General features: G+C 57.8%; 14 protein-coding genes and 1 pseudogene. 3 read left to right on the top strand and 12 right to left on the bottom strand.

Features of this window, described 5'->3' with window-relative positions; genetic code table 11:
* Positions 1–16 precede the first annotated feature (16 nt).
* From AC1AWK_RS06545 to AC1AWK_RS06535, 3 genes are all read right to left on the bottom strand, one after another.
* On the bottom strand, positions 17–835 hold the full coding sequence (locus AC1AWK_RS06545; RefSeq protein WP_476569138.1) for an amino acid ABC transporter permease: 819 nt from the start codon (positions 833–835) through the stop codon (positions 17–19).
* Positions 826–1,488, bottom strand: a complete 663-nt coding sequence (locus tag AC1AWK_RS06540) for an amino acid ABC transporter permease (RefSeq protein ID WP_476569136.1) — start codon at positions 1,486–1,488, stop codon at positions 826–828. Before AC1AWK_RS06540 ends, AC1AWK_RS06545 begins: the two co-directional genes overlap by 10 nt.
* Before the next feature lie 93 nt (positions 1,489–1,581).
* Entirely contained in the window at positions 1,582–2,565 is a 984-nt protein-coding gene (locus AC1AWK_RS06535; protein WP_476569134.1) for a glutamate ABC transporter substrate-binding protein, read from the bottom strand.
* Between the two features lie 324 nt (positions 2,566–2,889).
* On the opposite strand from AC1AWK_RS06535, the gene AC1AWK_RS06530 reads away from it, so the two are divergent.
* Entirely contained in the window at positions 2,890–3,666 is a 777-nt protein-coding gene (locus AC1AWK_RS06530) for a type 1 glutamine amidotransferase (RefSeq protein WP_476569132.1), read from the top strand.
* An 803-nt stretch (positions 3,667–4,469) separates the two neighbouring features.
* Here the strand turns inward: AC1AWK_RS06530 and AC1AWK_RS06525 are convergent.
* The 6 genes and pseudogenes from AC1AWK_RS06525 to dnaB form a co-directional block, all read right to left on the bottom strand.
* A complete protein-coding gene (locus AC1AWK_RS06525) occupies positions 4,470–5,234 on the bottom strand; it encodes a hypothetical protein (protein ID WP_476569130.1) in 765 nt (254 codons plus the stop codon).
* A gap of 1,105 nt (positions 5,235–6,339) precedes the next feature.
* The gene (locus AC1AWK_RS06520; protein WP_476569128.1) at positions 6,340–8,013 is read right to left on the bottom strand and encodes an ABC1 kinase family protein; all 1,674 of its coding nucleotides are present in this window, start codon (positions 8,011–8,013) and stop codon (positions 6,340–6,342) included.
* A 393-nt stretch (positions 8,014–8,406) separates the two neighbouring features.
* Positions 8,407–8,586, bottom strand: a pseudogene (locus AC1AWK_RS06515) (phasin family protein); the annotation flags it as partial.
* 131 nt (positions 8,587–8,717) lie between these two features.
* Positions 8,718–9,467, bottom strand: a complete 750-nt coding sequence (locus AC1AWK_RS06510) for a type 1 glutamine amidotransferase (RefSeq protein ID WP_476569126.1) — start codon at positions 9,465–9,467, stop codon at positions 8,718–8,720.
* A gap of 12 nt (positions 9,468–9,479) precedes the next feature.
* A complete protein-coding gene (locus tag AC1AWK_RS06505) occupies positions 9,480–10,916 on the bottom strand; it encodes a MurT ligase domain-containing protein (RefSeq protein WP_476569124.1) in 1,437 nt (478 codons plus the stop codon).
* 1 nt (position 10,917) lies between these two features.
* Positions 10,918–12,357 carry a replicative DNA helicase gene (dnaB, locus tag AC1AWK_RS06500; RefSeq protein WP_476569122.1) on the bottom strand — a complete coding sequence of 480 codons (1,440 nt, stop codon included), beginning with the start codon at positions 12,355–12,357 and terminating at the stop codon, positions 10,918–10,920.
* Between the two features lie 508 nt (positions 12,358–12,865).
* Here dnaB and AC1AWK_RS06495 point away from each other — a divergent pair.
* A complete protein-coding gene (locus AC1AWK_RS06495) occupies positions 12,866–14,212 on the top strand; it encodes an MATE family efflux transporter (RefSeq protein ID WP_476569121.1) in 1,347 nt (448 codons plus the stop codon).
* On the opposite strand, the gene AC1AWK_RS06490 is transcribed toward AC1AWK_RS06495, so the two are convergent.
* The 3 genes from AC1AWK_RS06490 to ftsY all read right to left on the bottom strand — a co-directional run bounded on the left by AC1AWK_RS06490 (position 14,209) and on the right by ftsY (position 18,148).
* Entirely contained in the window at positions 14,209–15,366 is a 1,158-nt protein-coding gene (locus tag AC1AWK_RS06490) for a P-II family nitrogen regulator (protein ID WP_476569120.1), read from the bottom strand. The genes AC1AWK_RS06495 and AC1AWK_RS06490 overlap by 4 nt on opposite strands.
* 1 nt (position 15,367) lies before the next feature.
* Complete coding sequence (locus AC1AWK_RS06485; protein WP_476569118.1) at positions 15,368–16,654, bottom strand: ammonium transporter; 1,287 nt, start codon at positions 16,652–16,654, stop codon at positions 15,368–15,370.
* 276 nt (positions 16,655–16,930) lie between these two features.
* A complete protein-coding gene (gene ftsY / locus AC1AWK_RS06480) occupies positions 16,931–18,148 on the bottom strand; it encodes a signal recognition particle-docking protein FtsY (RefSeq protein ID WP_476569676.1) in 1,218 nt (405 codons plus the stop codon).
* Between the two features lie 236 nt (positions 18,149–18,384).
* On the opposite strand from ftsY, the gene AC1AWK_RS06475 reads away from it, so the two are divergent.
* The gene (locus AC1AWK_RS06475; RefSeq protein WP_476569117.1) at positions 18,385–18,600 is read left to right on the top strand and encodes a CsbD family protein; all 216 of its coding nucleotides are present in this window, start codon (positions 18,385–18,387) and stop codon (positions 18,598–18,600) included.
* The last annotated feature ends 178 nt before the right edge of the window (positions 18,601–18,778 follow it).

The following is an 18,778-nucleotide window of genomic DNA, read 5'->3' as shown; positions in this document are numbered from 1 at the left end:
ACGCTGGCACGGCGGATCACACGTCGATGCGAATATGCTGACGGTGCGACAGCCACTGGGCGAAGCGGGAAATCGACACGTTGATGACGATGTATACCAGCGATACCACCAAATACACAGGCACCAGGCTGGAAAAATTCGCCACCAACACCTTCGCGTTCACCATCAGCTCCGGGTAAGTCACCACATAGCCAAATGCGGTGTCTTTGACGACGACCACCAACTGCGCCACCAATGTGGGCGTTACCATACGGATCATCTGCGGGCCGATGATGGCACGGAAGTTCTGCCATGTACTCAGGCCCAACGAGGTTCCGGCCTCCTTCTGCCCTTGGGGCACGGCCTGATAGCCGGCACGATACACTTCAGCCAATACCGCGGAAGCGTACAGTGATGTGGGAATCACCACCATCCAATACGTGCTTACATGCACTCCGTACTGGGCGGGAACCAGAAACATCGCATAAATGAACAGCAGTGTAGGCGTGCCTCGCACGAATTCAATGATGGCAGTCGCCACCCAACGAATCGGGGTCCAGCGCGCCATACGACCGAACATCAATACCATGCCAAACACCAGCGCAATGCAGCCTGCTCCAGCAGCGGCACGAACCGTACCCAGCAAACCGGCACCAAGGAAAGCCCACACATTGGCCTGTCCAAAGAAATACCAGAACCGCCATTGCAACTGACCGCTCACATAAAAGCGATACACCACCCACACCACCAGGGCAGCCACCGCGAGCACACTCAACACGCTGCCGGCCAGGATACGTTTTTTGGCGCGGGGACCGGCGGGTTCAAATAGCGTCCGTTCCAAAGCCGTCATCGCCATAGCTGCAACCTCCGCTCCAAACGTCGTCCAATGGCGGCGATCGCCAAGCCAGTGAACACATACAATAACGCCGCCACCGCGAACGTCGCCACGCCCAAGGCCTCTTCATTATTGATCTGCGCCACCAAACCGGTGAGCTCCTTGTGCGCCAACGGCACCAGCGACCCTGCCGACGAACTGATGATGACGGCGATAAGCAACGTCACCATCGGCTGGATGACGCTGCGCAATGCCTGCGGCAACACGATGGACGACACAATCTGCCGGAATCCCAATCCCAAGGCACGCGCAGCCTCAACCTGTCCGGCTTCGATCGTATTGATGCCGGTGCGCAAATTGTCGCATGCGAACGCCGAACACACCAGCGTCAATGCCACGATCACACTCGGCTCGTAATCCAACACCAAACCTAAATCAGGCAAGGCATATACGATAAAAATCACCAAACACAGCACAGGAGCGTTGCGGAACACCTCCACCCATACGTTCACGGCAGTACGCAATGGTGGAATCGGACTGATGCGCGCCACCGTCAGTACAATGCCCAACGCCAGCCCCAACACAAAACCAATAGCCGCCAATCGCAGCGACACCGCATACGCCGACAGGTAGTCCGCGCCATACTGCGATATCAAATACGGGATACTGCCCACGTCGCACCTCCTTCATGCGCCACAGATACAACAACGCGCAACGCCCACCCGCACACATGTGCGCAGGCAAGCGTTGCGCCCTTCACCGGAGCACTACTCCTTGGCAATCGCCGGCGGCTCAGGAGTCTGCTTCACTCCCGTACGATCGCCTATCGTCACCTTCCACAAATCCTTCCACTGGCCAGATTGCTCGATGTTCTCCAACCACGCGTTGACAAACTGCGCAGCATCGGAACCCTTCGGCAAACCAATGCCATAGGGATCTTCCGCACCGAACGGCTCACCAACAATCTTAAAGTCATTCGGGTTCTTCACAATGTCGCCCAGCAGCAGTGTCTCGTCCACCACATAAGCGTCGATACGCCCCTGACGCAATGCCTGAGTAATCTCAGCATCCGTCTGGAACTCCTGTACCTCCGCCTTGGGAGCAACCTCCTTGACAACCTGCGGTCCCGTGGAGCCAGCCTGCACGCCCACGCGCTTGCCAGCCAGAGACTTCACGCCGGTAATGTCCGTGTTATCCGCCTTCACCATGATGGCCTGACGCGACACATAATACGGACCGGCAAAATCCACCTGTTCCTTGCGCTTATCAGTAATCGAATACGTGGCCAGCACCGCATTCACCGTACCGTTACTCAACACGCTCTCACGGGTCGAGGAATCCACCACCGTGACCTTCACCGCATCCTTGCCCAGAATGTAGCGCGACAGCATCGATGCCAAACCAGCATCAAAACCACGGACCTGATTATCGCTCGTGGACTGCAAAGAGAACAGCGCCGACGTGAGCACGCCGCCCACCTTCAGCTCACCAGCTTCCTTGATGCTCTTCGCCCACGCATTAGCCTCAACGGTTGCAGCGTCGGCAACCGGCGCGGACTCGATGACCTTATTGTAGGCCGCGACATCCAAATCGCCCTGCTGCGCCGACGACGACTGACCGCCGGACGCGTTGCCACTGCCCCCGGAAGGCGCGGGCGCTTCGCCACAGGCCGCGAGGGACGCCAGCAAGCCAACCGATGCGACCATGGCCAAGGCCTTGTGCCACGCCTTCAATCGTGAATGTATGTTCATGGTGTCTCTTTTCTCTTGTGTGACGATAACGCCAACTTCCCACGCAGTGACCTCGACACCGATGGGGACGATCCCGACGGACAAGTCCACAAAAGACAATCCTTCAAACCGGAATCGAACACACCTGGTTTTAGTCATTCAACGTTCAGATGTTGAACACCTTACTATCTTTGCAGACCGACACCTGTGTTTGCCCACAGCGTGAACGACGTCGGGCAGCACCCACTCAATCTCGCACAGCGCAAAAGCCCTGTGTCGCAAGGCATTGCACACGGCGAGCGCCCGAATTTGACAATGAATGTGAGATACCGCACAACGCCGAGCATGAACATCATCTCGACAAACCGCCCAAATAACGGCACAATTACTCGAATGACCCGAATTTGCATAATCGACAACATTGGCATAGGCGCACGCCGCGCCGACGCGTGGCTCGCGCAGGAACATATCACCACTGACGTGCGCCACGGCAGCGCCGCGATTCCACGCAGCATCACCAATTACGACGGGTTCATTATCCTCGGCGGCGAAGGTCGCGCTCACAACGACGACACCTACCCGTGGGTCTCCCAACTCTATCCGCTGGTGCGACAAGCCGTACAACACCACATCCCCACGCTCGGCATCTGCCTGGGCGCACAAATCATCGCGCACGCGCTAGGCGGCACCGTCACCCACGCATATGTTCCGCTGCAAGCCGGCATGGTGGACATCCACGCCACGGCACCGGCCGCACACGACCCACTGCTCGGCACCCTGCCTTCACGTTACCCAATGGTCGAATACCACGAAGACACCATCACACAAACACCCCAAGGCGCCACCATACTCGCCACCTCCGCACAATGCCCCACTGAAGCATTCCGCGTCGGCGACCAATGCTGGGGGTTGCAATACCACCCGGAATCCTCCGTCGACTACATGTGCAGCCAATGGACCGAGCCAGCCATGCGCGACCGGCTCGAACGCGCGGGGCTCGACCTTGCCGAGTTGCAGCGAAACGCGCAGCGCCAACACGACGCCAACACCGCCGCAGCACACACCCTCCTACGCAATTTCGCGCGGATCACACAGCAATATGCCGCCACCCGGAGAGGGTAACATTCGGACGAGTTTCCTTTAGATAGGTTTCCCTCTCGGGCGGGTGCCCCTCCGGGAGGCCCTTCCTGACGGATACCCTTCCTGACGGATACCCTTCCGACCCGATATCCTTCCGCCCCGGTGCCCTTCCTGACGGACGCCCTCCCGGCCGGATACCCTCTCATCCGGGCTCCCTCCCGACCCGGTGCCCCTCCGGGCGGATACACTCCCAACCGGATACCCTCCCGCCAAACCTTCGAAATTACGAAAGTGCGTGATTTCGGCCCCAACCAAAAAGGTGTGTGATTCCAGCACTCTGATCATCGGGAAAGTGCGCGTTTGCAACACTCCTGTCGAAAAGGTGCGTGTTTACAACACTCTCAATACGCCTCAAACCCACTTATGAATGTTAGAAACATACACTTTCCCAAACACGGCTCTGAAACCACACACTTTCTCAAACACTAAGCACACCCAAATCACCCGCGAACACACCAACAATTCTCCGCAAATACACCTCCGGACTCGAAGCCAGACACAGCGCAACGCAACACAGCAATCCCCATACGACACCACCTCAGCTAGTCCCCTCCAACCAGCCGATGCTCAGAACCATCGTGGTCTGCTCACGCCCCCATACTCCACCCCGTACCAACTCTCACGCCAATCCCACATACCGTCCCCGGGAGCGCCCACTACATAGCAACCACGAACGCCGTCTTCCAAAACAGCACTCCCCATTAGCCGGAAACTGCATCCTTAACCCAACCGGCAAGGCTCGGCTTCCCATCCAGTCCAGTCACAAATCCGGCCCGCCAACCCCATCAATCATTACCGGCAAAAGGAATCCCCGCACCTCTCAGCTTCCGCCACAGAGCTTTCTTATCCAACACGTCAACGAACGAAAAACGAACCACATCACTCACCGCCATACGCAGCCGTTCCTCGCGAATCTTTTCACGCAACAGGGCCTTGCGCACATCTCCCTCCGGCATCATCTGCCGATCGGTGTACTTCACCATGCCGTCCAGTTCTCCAACCACCACACGACCCCCTGGAAAAGACCACAGGAAATCAACGCGATACTTACGTGCAGGATCAAGAGGATCAACAATCGTCTGCTGTACCAATGGGGGCACGAAACCCATTTCCACCATGACTCCGTAGGCAAACGACTCGCCGCCGTTATCCGTCGCGCCCGTAGCATATCGCAATACGCGGGCAGCCCGACCTTTCCCCCAACCACGAAACTCACGAACAGTCCGCTCCAACTTTTGGCGGTCAATCGCGCCACATCGCAATGCAGAATCTACCATCACCAATCCCTCAGGGAAATCATAATGCCTAGCGCAATCAACAATTGTGCGATCAAGCACAGTCACGTGCACCCCATCAACCATCACAGGACGGACACCAACCATGGCACGACGACGACATTGCGCGGAACTCGGCACATGCGAACTCTTGGTAGTCGCCACTTCCACGACACGAAGCATTCGCGACGATTCAAGAAACCCATGCATCAACGCAGCGGATGCATGCGAAAACACCCAATCAGGATGCAACTTGGACAACGTGCGAAGTACCACACGCCGTTGTTCCAAAAGCCCACATGCCTCCCACCATTTTCGACGGGCATATATCCCCCGATATGGCTCAACCAGCTCTCCCGCGCGCACACGCGCACGCATAGACCTCCTCATACTTTCACGATCAGGCCTAGCACACAACCGCGCAGATTCCGCAGCCTTCAACTGACGCTCCAACTCAGGAAACACTTTCATCCTCCGCACAGTAGAAAACTGTGCCCGTGCGCACAAGAAAAATCAAAGATGGTGGTCGAAGGCTTACTCACCAGCCCAAAGGTGTGTTTCCAGCACTCACTCAAAAAGACACCCGCGCAACACTCACTCAAAAAGGTGTATGTCTATAACACTCTAGGCATCAGGAAAGTGCGCGTTTGCAACACTCCTGTCAAAAAGGTGCGTGTTTACCACACATAAACTCATCAATTCCCACCTTTAAGAGTGGCGAAAACACGCACCATCCTCAGGAGGACAGGAAAAACCGGCATCCAGAACCCTAAGAGTGGCGAAAACACACACCATCCGCAAGAAGGACAGACGAAAACCCACGCCCACAAGACCCAATTGCCCGCATGCGCTTTACCCGAACCTCCTCTCCCAAAAAGGTGCGTGTTTCCAACACTCTGAGTATCAGGAAAGTGCGCGTTTGCAACACTCCTGTCAAAAAGGTGCGTGTTTACCACACATAAACTCATCAATTCCCACCTTTAAGAGTGGCGAAAACACACACCATCCGCAAGAAGATAAGCGAAAGACCGTATTCAGGATCCTCAGGATGGTGAAAACACACACCATCGGCAAAAGAAGAAACAAAACCAGGAGGAAGACGAGCGAAAACCCACATCCAGAACCTACAGCATGGCAAAACACAATTCAAAAATAGGAGAAAACCCGTATTCGGAACCCTAGGACTGTGAACACACGATGTACGGAAGAATCATACGCCAGAACCACGCTGACGCGCCTCGAACGCCAGAGGGGTGGCATCAGCAATGTCGACGACTTCGCGGCATGCAGCCGACCAAATGGCCACACTCCAAACAACCGAACCGTCTAGCTGCCGCGAAAAAATAAAAACACAACGTTAAACTTCCATAACACGGAAGCACTACCGCCGTTTGGAACGCCGCCCCTTGAAGTAGATGTCGAACACAATCCACACCGACAACACGAACGCCACCACGTAGCCCATGAACCCCACCACGGGAATGCCGAAGATAATCGGTTTCATGCCGGCGAAATACACAATCGACGAGCCGACGAACAAGCCGACCACGATCAACGCCATCGTCAGTCGGTTCACCATGTCGCTTAGCAGCCGCATCGGTTCCTGCGAGCCAACCAGCTCGACATTCACCCGCAGCTGTCCGCGCGTGAGCATCCGTGCCGCCACCTTGGCTTCGCTCAACGCCGCCAATGTGCCGTGCAAGGCCTGCCGACCTTCAATCGCCAACGACGACAGCTCGTCACGCACTGCCTTGTCGGGGCTTTTCGCCGTGGCAATGTGCGCGGCGATGATCTGGATCATGTTCACATCGGGGATGAACTCGTCCAGCAAGCCTTCCAGTGTCACCAACGCTCGCGCCACCGTGGTGACGCTGCTGGGCACTTCGATGCCGTGACGTTGCGCCAGCTGGGTGAGGGCGGTTACGAACGCGGCGATATCCAAATCAGCCAAATCCACCGTGCCGTATTCCTTGACGATGCTGTCCAGGTCAGCCAACAGCGCCGGATAATCCTCTGGGTCGGCATCGGCTCCAGCGAAGCGGAGCAGCCCATCCGCGAGCGCCGGGGAATCCAATGTTGCCACCGCCGATAGCATTTCTCGCAGCACCGCGCGGGTTTTGGCGTTGAGCCGTCCGGTCATACCCAAGTCGATGAGTACGATCTGTCCACCGGATACGATGATGTTGCCCGGATGCGGGTCAGCGTGGAAGAATCCAGCATCCAGCACCTGCGTGGCATAATTGTCCACGAGTTTGGTGCCGATTTCTTTCATGTCGTATCCGGCGTCCACCAGTCGTTGGGGTTCCGAGACGGAAATGCCGTCGATGTAGTCCATCACGACTACGTGTTCGGTGCATAGTTGCGGATATGGGCGAGGACAATCCATGTACGCGTAGTCTTCACTGAATTGTTTGAATTCACTCAGATTGCGGGCTTCTACCAGAAAGTCGGTTTCTGCGGCGAACGTTTCCCAGAGTTCCTCGACGACCCCTGGCAAATCGACGATTTGGGCACCTCGCACGAGATGGCTTGCGGTTTTGGCGATTGACCGCATGATGGAGATATCTTGGGCCATGGTTTCGCGCACGCCGGGCCGTTGGACTTTTACCGCCACTTCTTGTCCGGATACAAGCGTGGCTCGATGCACTTGCGCCAGTGATGCCGATCCTAATGGCGTGGCGTCGATGTGGGCGAATACTGATTCGACGGGGCGCCCGTATTCTGCCCGTAGGGTTTCGACGACGGCGGCATACGGCATTGGTTCGACGTCCGCGCGTAATTTCGCCAGTTCGTCACAGAAGGCTTGGGACAAGATCTCTGACCGCATGGAAAGAATCTGTCCAACTTTCACGAATGTCGGTCCAAGCGCTTCCAACATCAGACGCATTTTGACTGGGGTCAGCCCGTGGACGACATCGAACTGTCGGACGATGCCCGCGATTTGCCCTAATCGTTTGAGCTTGCCGCGTCTGGTGAGATGGTAGCGTTGCGCTAATGCATCACGGTGTCCTCCAAACAGGCCGATGGTTTGTACCTCATCCTCTGCGATTGGCACAGACCAATCAGTGCCGGATCCGTCGTGCTCCCCTAGCACGGTCTGCCCGGATGCCTGTCGCCGAGACTCTTCGGTTCGCTCTGGGTGTGGACGACGCACCGCATACCCCCCTCTCACCTAGCATGCCGCCGCGCCCGGTCGACGCGACGGCATCATTACTTCCGGGACGTTCCCGGCATGACTCCCAAGGCCTCGTTACTCCGGTGAACAGCAGCACTCGCCGTCCGCGCAACAGTTCTGCGGCTCAACGTCATTCTTGGTTTCGCACCCGCAGTCCTTACTGCACTGGCAATCGTCGCCACATGTGCTGTTCTCATCGCACGCGCACTTCTCGCCACACTGGCAATCGCTACCGCAATCGCGAGATTCGCCGCACGCGCAGTCGCTGCCACAGGATTTCTGTGCCTTGCGCTTCAACTCGGTGTTCAGCGCCTTGCCTTGTTCAACCGTCAACTCGCCTTTTTTGACAAGATCTTCAACGATTTCCTGGCCTTTTTCGACTGTGGTGGCCATTGCGCCCACACCGGCAAGAAACACTTTGCGCAGTCCCTCGCCAAAATCGATATCACTCATCATTACCTCCTCTTGGAATGTATGTACCGCGGCATCTCTTACTTTTACTCTACCCGTCTCACGCTGTGAAGCATCTACGTTGAGAGCCGAATTCCCATATTGTGGAGACTGATATGGGCAAGACCGCAGCGCTAGCGAGGACGCGACATGGCGACCCGGCGCGCCCGCTCCGCGATATCATCCAATTGCGTCAACGTCTCACGCTGAGCATCGCTGGAAGTGGGGACGAACCGCCCGTAGCGATGCTGCGCGGCAGCCGCAATGAGATGGTCGGCGATGGCAGGGTTTTTAGGCAGCAGCGAACCATGCATGTATGTTCCGATGACTTCCCGATACACCGTGCCCTCGGTGTGGTCACTGCCATTGTTGCCCGCACCGTCCTGATCGACTCGCCCCAACGGCGTCGCGCCTTCTCCGAGGAATGTTTGTCCGGAATGGTTTTCGTAGCCGACGATATCACCGAAGGATTCGCTATGCTCCACCAGATTGCCGATGAGTCGCGTGGTTTGCCCCACGGTATGCGCGTCCAGTACGCCGATGCCTTCCAAACGGACACCTTCCAACGTGGTGAAATGGTGGCCGAACAATTGGTACAGTCCGCAAATCATTAACATGGGCACGTTGTCATCGGCCATCGCACGCAACGTATCAGCACGGGCATGCAGGTCTTCGATGATGCGCTGCTGACCCGTATCTTGGCCGCCGCCGCCGATAATGAGGTCCACATTGCGTGGCCAATCATCGCCCTGGTTGTATACATGCAGCTGCGGTTCATAGCCGTACAGCGCCAACCGCCGCATTATGACAAGCACATTGCCCGAGTCACCATAAATGTTCATGTCTTTGGGGTACAGGGACATCACATCGATTACCTTGCCCATGAAACTTCCTCCCTAACGGCCCACGCCCGCGTCCGCGACCTGCGTCAGACGCCCCAGTTCGGCGCGAATACGCAGCATGGCGGTATATGTGCAATACACGTGTTTGCGCACGCCCTCATGAGCACCCGTAAATTGCCGGATCGCCGTAGCCAAATCAGGCTCGACCTGGCGCGTCTCCACCTGCTCATACCCCAGTCGCAAGGCCATATCCCATGCTCGCACACCGGACACCATCTCGACGCCCGTTTCCCGCAAACTGGCAAAGTCCACGTCCCACAGCCAACTCATATCACGCCCATCGGCGTATTCGTCATTGATGGCGATCATGGTGTCGCATCCGTCCGGAGGGAAGGAATGCAACGACATACGGAACCCCATCGGGTTCTTGACCAGAAGCAGTTCCACCGGCGAGCCGTTGACCATAATGATTTCGCCGCGTCCGAACGCCGGCGTCACTGTGGATACGGCCTTGACCAAACGTTTCGCATCGGCATGCGCCACTTGTCGCAATCGTGTCTCAGGGCTCGCCGCACAATCGCGCAATACCGCACGCACCACGGCAAGCGCCGCCGCCGCATTGTACAGGTTATACACGCCTTCCAAGGCCACATCGGTGTTGTGGACTTGTCCGTCGATGGTAAAGCTGGCTTGCTGATGGCCCACGGCAGTGAGCACTACGTCGGCATCCGCGTTGCCCGGATGCACGACTGCTTCCGCAGCACCGCGCGGCGCATCGGCCGGCGTGGCATCGTTTCCTGCATGGTCATGCATGGTGTCGTCGGTAGGAAAGGTCGACACCAAATCATCCGATAGCCCGAAGTAGCGGATTTCCGTCTTGTCGCCAACCAATCGCGCCAGCCGGGCGATACGCGGATCCTCGCGGTTGAGCACTACCGTCCCTGACGTAGTCGCAGCAACCTGTCCGAGGAGTTTCGCCGTAGTATCGATTTCTCCGAAGCGGTCCAACTGGTCCCTCAGTACGTTGAGCAACAACGCATACCGGGGGCGCACCTGGCGGACAAAATGCACGGCGTACGCTTCGTCCAATTCCAATACGGCGATATCGGCATCCAGCTGGCCGGCCGCACTCACTTCACTAAGCAATGCCGACACTACACCTCGTGTGAAGTTCGATCCGGTGGGATTGGTGAACACACGCAATCCCAAATCCCGCAGTATCGAAGCGACCATACGTGTGGTGGTGGTTTTGCCGTTCGTACCGGATACCAACACCACGCCCAACGGCAGTTGCGCCAGCGTTCGCGCCAAAAAACCAGGATCCAATCGTTCAATCACACGACCGGGAAGGGCACTGCCACCGTGTTTGGTCACACGCAGCGCTCCGCGCACAGCCTTGCCAACCAGCGGCGTCGCGCACGCCCACCACGGGCCGCGAACGATGGATTGCGGCTGTATATTTTCTGGCTGTCGAGTAGAGGAATGAGCCATATCACACACCTTGCTGGTAGCCATCGCTTTCCATATTGCCGAACTTCGACGACCTGCCGATGAACGCCAAATGGAAGGTTTCCGTAGGTCCGTTACGATGCTTCGCCATAATGATGTCCGCCTCGCCGGGACGGTCCTCCTTGTCGTAGAACTCGGGACGATGCACGAGGAACACCACATCAGCATCCTGTTCGATAGAACCAGATTCTCGCAGGTCGGATAGCTGCGGGCGGCGATCGTTGCGCATTTCGGGACCACGGTTGAGCTGCGACAGGGCCACCACCGGCACTTCCAATTCCTTGGCGAGCAGCTTGAGCGCACGCGAAAACTCGGAGACCTCCTGCTGACGGCTTTCCACCCGTTTGCCTGACGTCATGAGCTGCAAGTAGTCGATGACCACCAGCTTGAGATCATTGGTCTGCTTGAGCCGACGGCATTTCGCACGAATTTCCATCAAGCTCATATTCGGACTGTCGTCGATGAACAGCGGCGCGTTCGCCAGCCTCCCCATGCAGGCGTTGAGCTTGCCCCAGCTTTCCGGGGTAATATCCTCGGCACGGCGCATCACGGACAGCGGAATATCGGTTTCCGCCGCCAAAATACGCTGCGCCAACTCCATTTTGCTCATTTCCAAGGAGAACACCACAGCGGTCATGTTGTGATGCAGTGCCGCAGCGCGCGCGAAGTCGATGCCGAACGTGGACTTGCCCATGGCGGGACGCCCCGCCACGACAATCATCTGACCGGGTTGCAGCCCGCGCGTCAGTTCATCGATATCGCGGAAGCCTGTGGGCACGCCCTGTTCGACCATGCCGTTTTGCACATCGTCCATGCGCTGCAAGGTGTCTTCGACGACTTTGCCAATCGGCGCGTAATCCTGCCGTACCCTGCCCACGCTCATCTCATAGACTTCCGCCTGCGCCAGGTTCACCACGTCTTCAGCTTGGGTGATATCAGCGCTGTAACCAAGCTGGGCGATTTTGGTGCCCGCGGCGATCACCTTGCGCAAAATGGCTCGTTGATGCACGATGTCGGCGTAATACGTGGCGTTCGCGGCGGTGGGGACGGAAGCCACCAAGCTGTGCAGATAGTCGGCACCGCCTACTTTGTCGAGCTTGTCGCCCTTTATCAGCTCATTGGCGACCAACACCACGTCCACCGGCTGCGAGGCCGCGAACAGATCAATAATGCTGGTGTAAATGGTTTGATGCTTGGGTTGGTAGAAGTCGTCGACCTCCAGCATCTGGCTGACCTCGCCAATGGCGTCCTTGCTCATGAGCATGCCGCCGAGCACCGCCATTTCGGCGTTATCATCATGCGGCGGAATACGGTCGAACACCGCATCCCTCACCGTGGTCGGATTCCCGTTTGCCGCGTAAGCATTGGTATGCGAGCCGTCGTGGGCAGCATGTTCCGCGTTCCATCCAAGTTCATCAGCCATACGTTCGAGTATAAGCAAGCCCCGGCATTGCGACATGGTTTTTCGATAAGCGAGGCGGGTTGCGGAGTCGATGGCACGAGGATGCCAAGATCGTGCGATGAGCGTTCGCACATCAAAGTGTGGCACATCAGGGGCGGCAACCTTCCCATTCTTCTTCGACACGCCCGGATTAGTACAGCGTGGATAATATTTCTTAGTTATACACATTCAGTGGATAACACGGTGGATAAGTCAGAACGTTATCCCCAATACACCGCAAGCTATGTGTATAACAGGTGGATACACACGCGCGGGCAACGCCATAATTTGGAAAAGCCGCGCACCTCTGCTATGAGCACCTACACGATATAAATCGAACATCCAATAAACGCCAGAACCACCATTAAGCGAACACAACAGCCCGACACCGCAACGCCGCCCCAAGGTGGGCAATCTCACACAATCTGCACGCCATCTCGTGGACGCTCCCGTCACATCCACCACCGCAGGCGCTACAGTGGCAACCATCATGAACAGTGGCATTACCGAAACACGACGCATCGGCTCGCAAATCCTCGCGCTCGCCATACCCACCTTCGGCCAGCTCATCGCCGAACCGGCCTTCATCCTCATCGACACCGCAGTCGTAGGGCACGTAGGAGACGCCGCGCTGGCAGGCCTCTCCGTCGGCTCAACCATCATCCTCACCACCGTAGGCCTGTGCATTTTCCTCGCCTACGGCACCACCTCCCAGGTCGGTCACCTCATCGGCGCGGGCAAACGTAAAGAAGGACTCGAAGCCGGCATCGATGGCCTCTGGCTAGCCCTCACTATCGGCATCCTCACCTCGCTGGCAATATTCTTCGCAGCGGACCCCTTGTGCCGTCTGATCGGCGCGAACGGCGACGTATTGAACAATGCGGTGCACTACGTGCGTGCCATCGTCTTCGGCATACCCGGTATGTTGCTGGTGTACGCGGCCAACGGCATTTTTCGCGGCTTACAAAAAGTGCGCATCACCCTCATGGCAGCTGTCGGCGGCGCAGTGGTGAACACCTTGCTGGACTTCCTCTTTGTATTCGGTCTTGGCTGGGGCATCACCGGCTCGGGCATCGCCACCCTCATCGCCCAATGGTTCATGGGCATATTCCTGGTGGTACCGGCACTCATGTGGTGCCGCGCCGACAATGCCGACTGGCGTCCACGACCGACCGGCATACTGCACAGCGCCACCAGCGGCTCAGCACTGTTCGTACGCACGCTCGCCCTCCGCGTATGCATGGTCGCCACCGTTGTTGTCGCCACCCACACCGGCACACACGTGCTCGCCGCCTACCAGGCCGTCAATTCCAGTTGGAACTTCGTCATCAACATGTTGGACGCCGTGGGCATCGCAGGGCAAACACTTGTGGCGACCACCCTTGGCGCACGTCAATGGCAGCAAGCCCGCGCCATGACTCGTGTTGCCGCTCGAGCCGGACTGATCAGCGGATGTGTTATCAGCGTAGGTTTGATTATGCTTGCACTGGTTGCCACCCCGCTGTTTAGCCCCAATCCGACCGTGCAACAGCTTATTGCCGTCGGACTCGTCGTGCTCGCCATATTTCTCCCATTGGGCGGCTGGATGTGGGCGCTGGATGGCATTCTCATCGGCGCAGGCGACTACCGATACCTTGCTCTCAGTTGCGCATGCACCGCGTTGCTGTATCTGCCCACACTTGCGCTTATCGACGTGGGATCGGGCGCGATGGACAGCGACATCTGGCGGATGGCCGCACTGTGGGCGGCCATCAATATTGTGTTCGTCGGCGCACGCGCAGTATTCAACGGTTTGCGCGTACGCACGGATCGCTGGATGGGCGCGGAACTCGACTAGCGTTTGTCATTTGGAGCATCGGCGGCAGCATCAGAGTCACCGTCTGAGCCGTCATCCTCAGTGCTGTCGGTGTCGTCGTTGTCGCCATCATCGCCGGCAGTGCCATCGGCATCCCCTTCGCCGCCTGCGCCATCCGCTGAATCATCCTGCGCAACGTTATCCGCAGAACTGGCGCCGTTACCGGCGACCTCACCGTCAGTGTCAGCATCAGCAGAGTCCGCAGCGTCAGCATCATCCGTCGATGCGTCGGCAACACTATCGTCATCCATGTCGCCACCATCGCCTACCCGATCATTGTCCTCCTCATCACTGTCGTCGTCATCATCAGTACTATCGTTGACAATACCGTCGCCACCAACGACTTCATCAGCATCAGCGGCATCGGCATCATCATCCCCATCGGCAGCAGCTTCTGATTCATCAACGTCCCCGGCAGTATCGGACACATCATCATCCACCGTCGTATCGGTTCCGTCCGTATCATGCACGCAGTGCCCGGACTCCTCGCCATCCACCGCATCCTCAACCTGCTCGGAAAGCGCCGGCAAGACCGGCGGCTTCTCTAACTCGGCCGACTCCGGGACAACGTTCGCCAACATATCAACAGCATCGGTACCATCGGCGTCATCAACCGTCGCATCAACCATGTCGCCAGCATCTCGCACAGCGTCTTCCCGATGCGACTTATGCCACCAACGCAGGGCCCGCAGCCCCTTATGCAACATGCGAGGGCCATCATTATGACGACGCTCATGCGATTCGCCGTCATCCGCCGCGCGCCTGCCACCATGCCGCGCCACATTGCTCCGCTCCGTACCATCAACCATACGGCCGGCAACCGGATCCCGCCCGGAATGGACATCCGTGGCACGATCCACCGTAGTCACCCACACCACGTCGCCATCATCAATATCCGTACGGTCACCATCAACAATCGCATCGACCACACTGTCCGCATCCTCATCCGCGCACAACACCTCGCAGCGAATCCGCGGAATCAAATCCACCGTAACAATCGTGCCACGATATACCTCGCGGTGATCCATGTAAGAATCCACCTGCGAAACCGTCACGCAGTACACGCCAATACGCGCCAGCTCCGACTTCACCGTGTCAAAATGACTCGGCTCAATAATTGCCGTCACTAACTTCATCTCACTTCACCTTCCTCACGATGGAGCTTGCCACACCTGCCAAGTCGTAGGCACGCTCACCCTGATCGGCAAAATCAACCCCCAACATCTCATCAGCGTCGCTCACACGCCAGCCCACAAGCTGCTCCAACACGTACGCCACAATCGCCGTACATACGGCCACATACACCACCGTGCCCAACACCACGCACAACTGCGCAACCAACTGCCGCCAGTCGCCACCGGCCAACAGGCCCGTGCCCTCTCCGAACAAGCCAACGGCCAATAACCCCCACATTGCACCGAAGCCGTGAATACCCATGACATCCAAGGTGTCGTCCACCCGCATGTCATGCTTGTGCGAGCACATAACACAGCACAATGCTCCGGCCACCACACCCACCACGAGCGTCCACAACGGCGACAGCACATCCGCACCGGGCGAAATCGCTACCAACCCGCTCACCGCTCCGCTCACCGCGCCAAGCGCCGTAAACCGATGCGTATGCAGCCGCTCGAGAATGCCCCACGAAAGCGCACCCGCGCCAGCGGCAATCATGGAACTCGTCCATGTATACACCGCCACACCATTGGCCGCGCCAGCCGAGCCGGCACTCAACCCCAACCAACCGAACCACAGCAGCAAGGCACCGCACATCGCCAACGGCATATTATGCGCACGGACCGCATGCCTACCGAAGCCCTCACGGCGTCCAATAATCACGACAATGGTGAGCGCCGCCACACCAGCCGCAAGATGAATGAGCGAGCCCCCCGCGAAATCATGCGGATGTACGCCCAATGCGCTAGCCAACACGCCATCGCTGGACAGCAAACCGCCACCCCATACCATGTGCGCCAACGGCGCATAACACAACGTCACCCACAGCGCCACGAACACCAGCCACACCGCATAGCGCACACGCTCGGCCAACGCACCGCTAATCAGTGTCACCGCCGCAATCGCTACCGCCATCTGGAACGGCACGGCGATACTATTCGCCGCATTGGAACCATCGCCCGCAACCGCAGCGAACACACCATCCTGGAACACGATACTGTCTTTCAGCAGAAAACCCACGTCGGGAGTACCGAATACACCCGCGACATCATGCCCGGCAAACGCAATCGACCAGCCCCACAACGACCACACCACGGCTGTGACCGCCACCGCGCCCACAGCAAGCGTCATCATGTTGAGCACCGCCTTGGCACGCACCATGCCGCCATACATCATCGCCGCGGCAGGCGCCATCAAAAACACCAAACACGCAGCCGTCAACATCCATGAGGCGTTGCCACTATCCATGATCATCTCCTTACCGATGCGTGCCACACACCCGGCACGGCACCTTTCGGCACAGCAAATATCTTCCGATATGTTCGCCCACGCACGCCTGCAATATGCGCGCGATGCATCCGATTCGCTACATTAATTATCGCACAATTCGCCCAAATATGTACATGGTACTCACTCGGGCAACGATGCGTCAAACGCGGTCTTGCGAAGCAGTGGCCACACGCAGGAGCATCCTGCATGGAGGGGACCGCCGACCCACGACTCGCTTGCCACCGCCCGCATCACCTACGCAAGAATGCCGTCCACAAACCCTTCCGGGTCGAACACCGACAAATCGTCCGGACCTTCGCCCAAGCCGACCAACTTCACCGGCACTCCCAATTCACGCTGCACGGCCACGACAATGCCGCCCTTGGCCGAACCATCAAGTTTGGTCAGCACCACGCCGGTAATACCAATCGCCTCGGCGAACACTTTCGCCTGCACCATGCCGTTCTGACCAGTCGTGGCATCCAACACAAGCAACACCTCGTCAACCGGCAAATTCTTCTCGGCAACACGACGAATCTTACCCAACTCGTCCATGAGATTCGCTTTGTTCTGCAAACGGCCGGCAGTATCAACAATCAGCACGTCGGCTTGCGTATCACGAGCTGTGGCAGACGCCTCGAACGCCACCGATGCCGGATCAGCGCCATCCTGATCGGAGCGGACCACCGGCACGCCCACCTTCGCACCCCACGTTTGCAACTGGTCGGCAGCCGCAGCACGGAACGTATCCGCCGCGCCCAACACCACCGATTTGCCGTCGGCCACGAACAACCGCGCCAACTTGCCGGCCGTCGTGGTCTTACCCGTACCGTTCACGCCAACCATGATGATCACCGACGGCTTGCGAGCGCCGTCTTTCACCGCGTTGAGCCGGCGATCTGTGTCGGTGCCCACCACGTCGAGCAACTTAGAGCGCAAGACTTCGCGTACTTGTGTGGGGTCGGTGGCGCCGGTGATACGGGCATCGCGGCGCAGCTCTTCGACGAGCGCGGCAGAGGCTTCCGCGCCAACGTCGGCCAAAAGCAGTGTGTCTTCGACGGCTTCCCAGTCGGCTTGCGATAGGTGATCCTTGCTCAAAATGGAGAACAGCGCTTTGCCGAACGGGTTGGCGCTGTTAGCCAGTTTGGCGCGCAATCGAACCATGCGCGAGGTTGAGGATTCGGGAGTATCTTGCGCGACCGACGATTCCCCGGACATCGGTTCCGCAGATGTACGTCGCGCGGATAGTGGTTTCTCGTCCGATTCGACACTCGCGCGAACACTTGCGGCGTTTGTCGCTTGTCCGGATTCCGACATAGCGGACTCCGCTGCCGAGCCGGCACGATCGCCCTCGCCGACCGCCTCTGTGGTGTTATCCTTGCGGCGCTTAAGCGCGCGCACCAACAACACCGCAACGCCGATAAGAATCAACGCCGCTACCGCGATGACGGCATACAACACCGTCGCGTCCATTACCAAATTCTGCATATGTCAAGCCTAAAAAGCGCGACGGACAGTGCCGACGGACACCTCATGGATCATGCCCAAACCCCGTTGCATCGCTTGGGTCATCCGCGTCGTTCTCCCATAGCGAGGGTACGTCACAATCGCATGTTCCGGCGAATTGCCATCCGCGACAACACGCAATTTGACTTTTATGACTAAAACTATATTATGGTCATATAACCCAATCTGAAAGGAGGCCGCATATGACAGATAAAGGCTTGGTTGATAAGGTTAAAGGCAATGTCAAGGAAGCCGCTGGCGACGTTACCGGCGACGACAAGCTCAAGGCTGAAGGCTTTATCGACAAGGCCATAGGCGTAGCCAAAGAAGCGGGACAGAACGCTGCCGAAATCGCCTCAGGTATCGCCGAGGCTGTTCATGACACTGTTACGGATGCACTCGACAACAACAAGAAGTAACACATCGTCAGCGTGATTCCGCGCACTCTCACAATACTTGCCCCCCTTCCACCTTCCTCAGGAGGGGGGCATTTTCGTATGCTGCCATTCCTACGTTCGCACAATTTCACACAATGGGCTCCACACTTCCTAGCCCACCACATTTCCTAGCCCATTGACAGCACAGGCAGGCAAAGAA

The organism is Bifidobacterium sp. LH_491 (assembly GCF_056356495.1).
The sequence above is the reverse complement of the archived record's forward strand: the minus strand, read 5'-3'. Positions and strand labels throughout refer to the sequence as shown.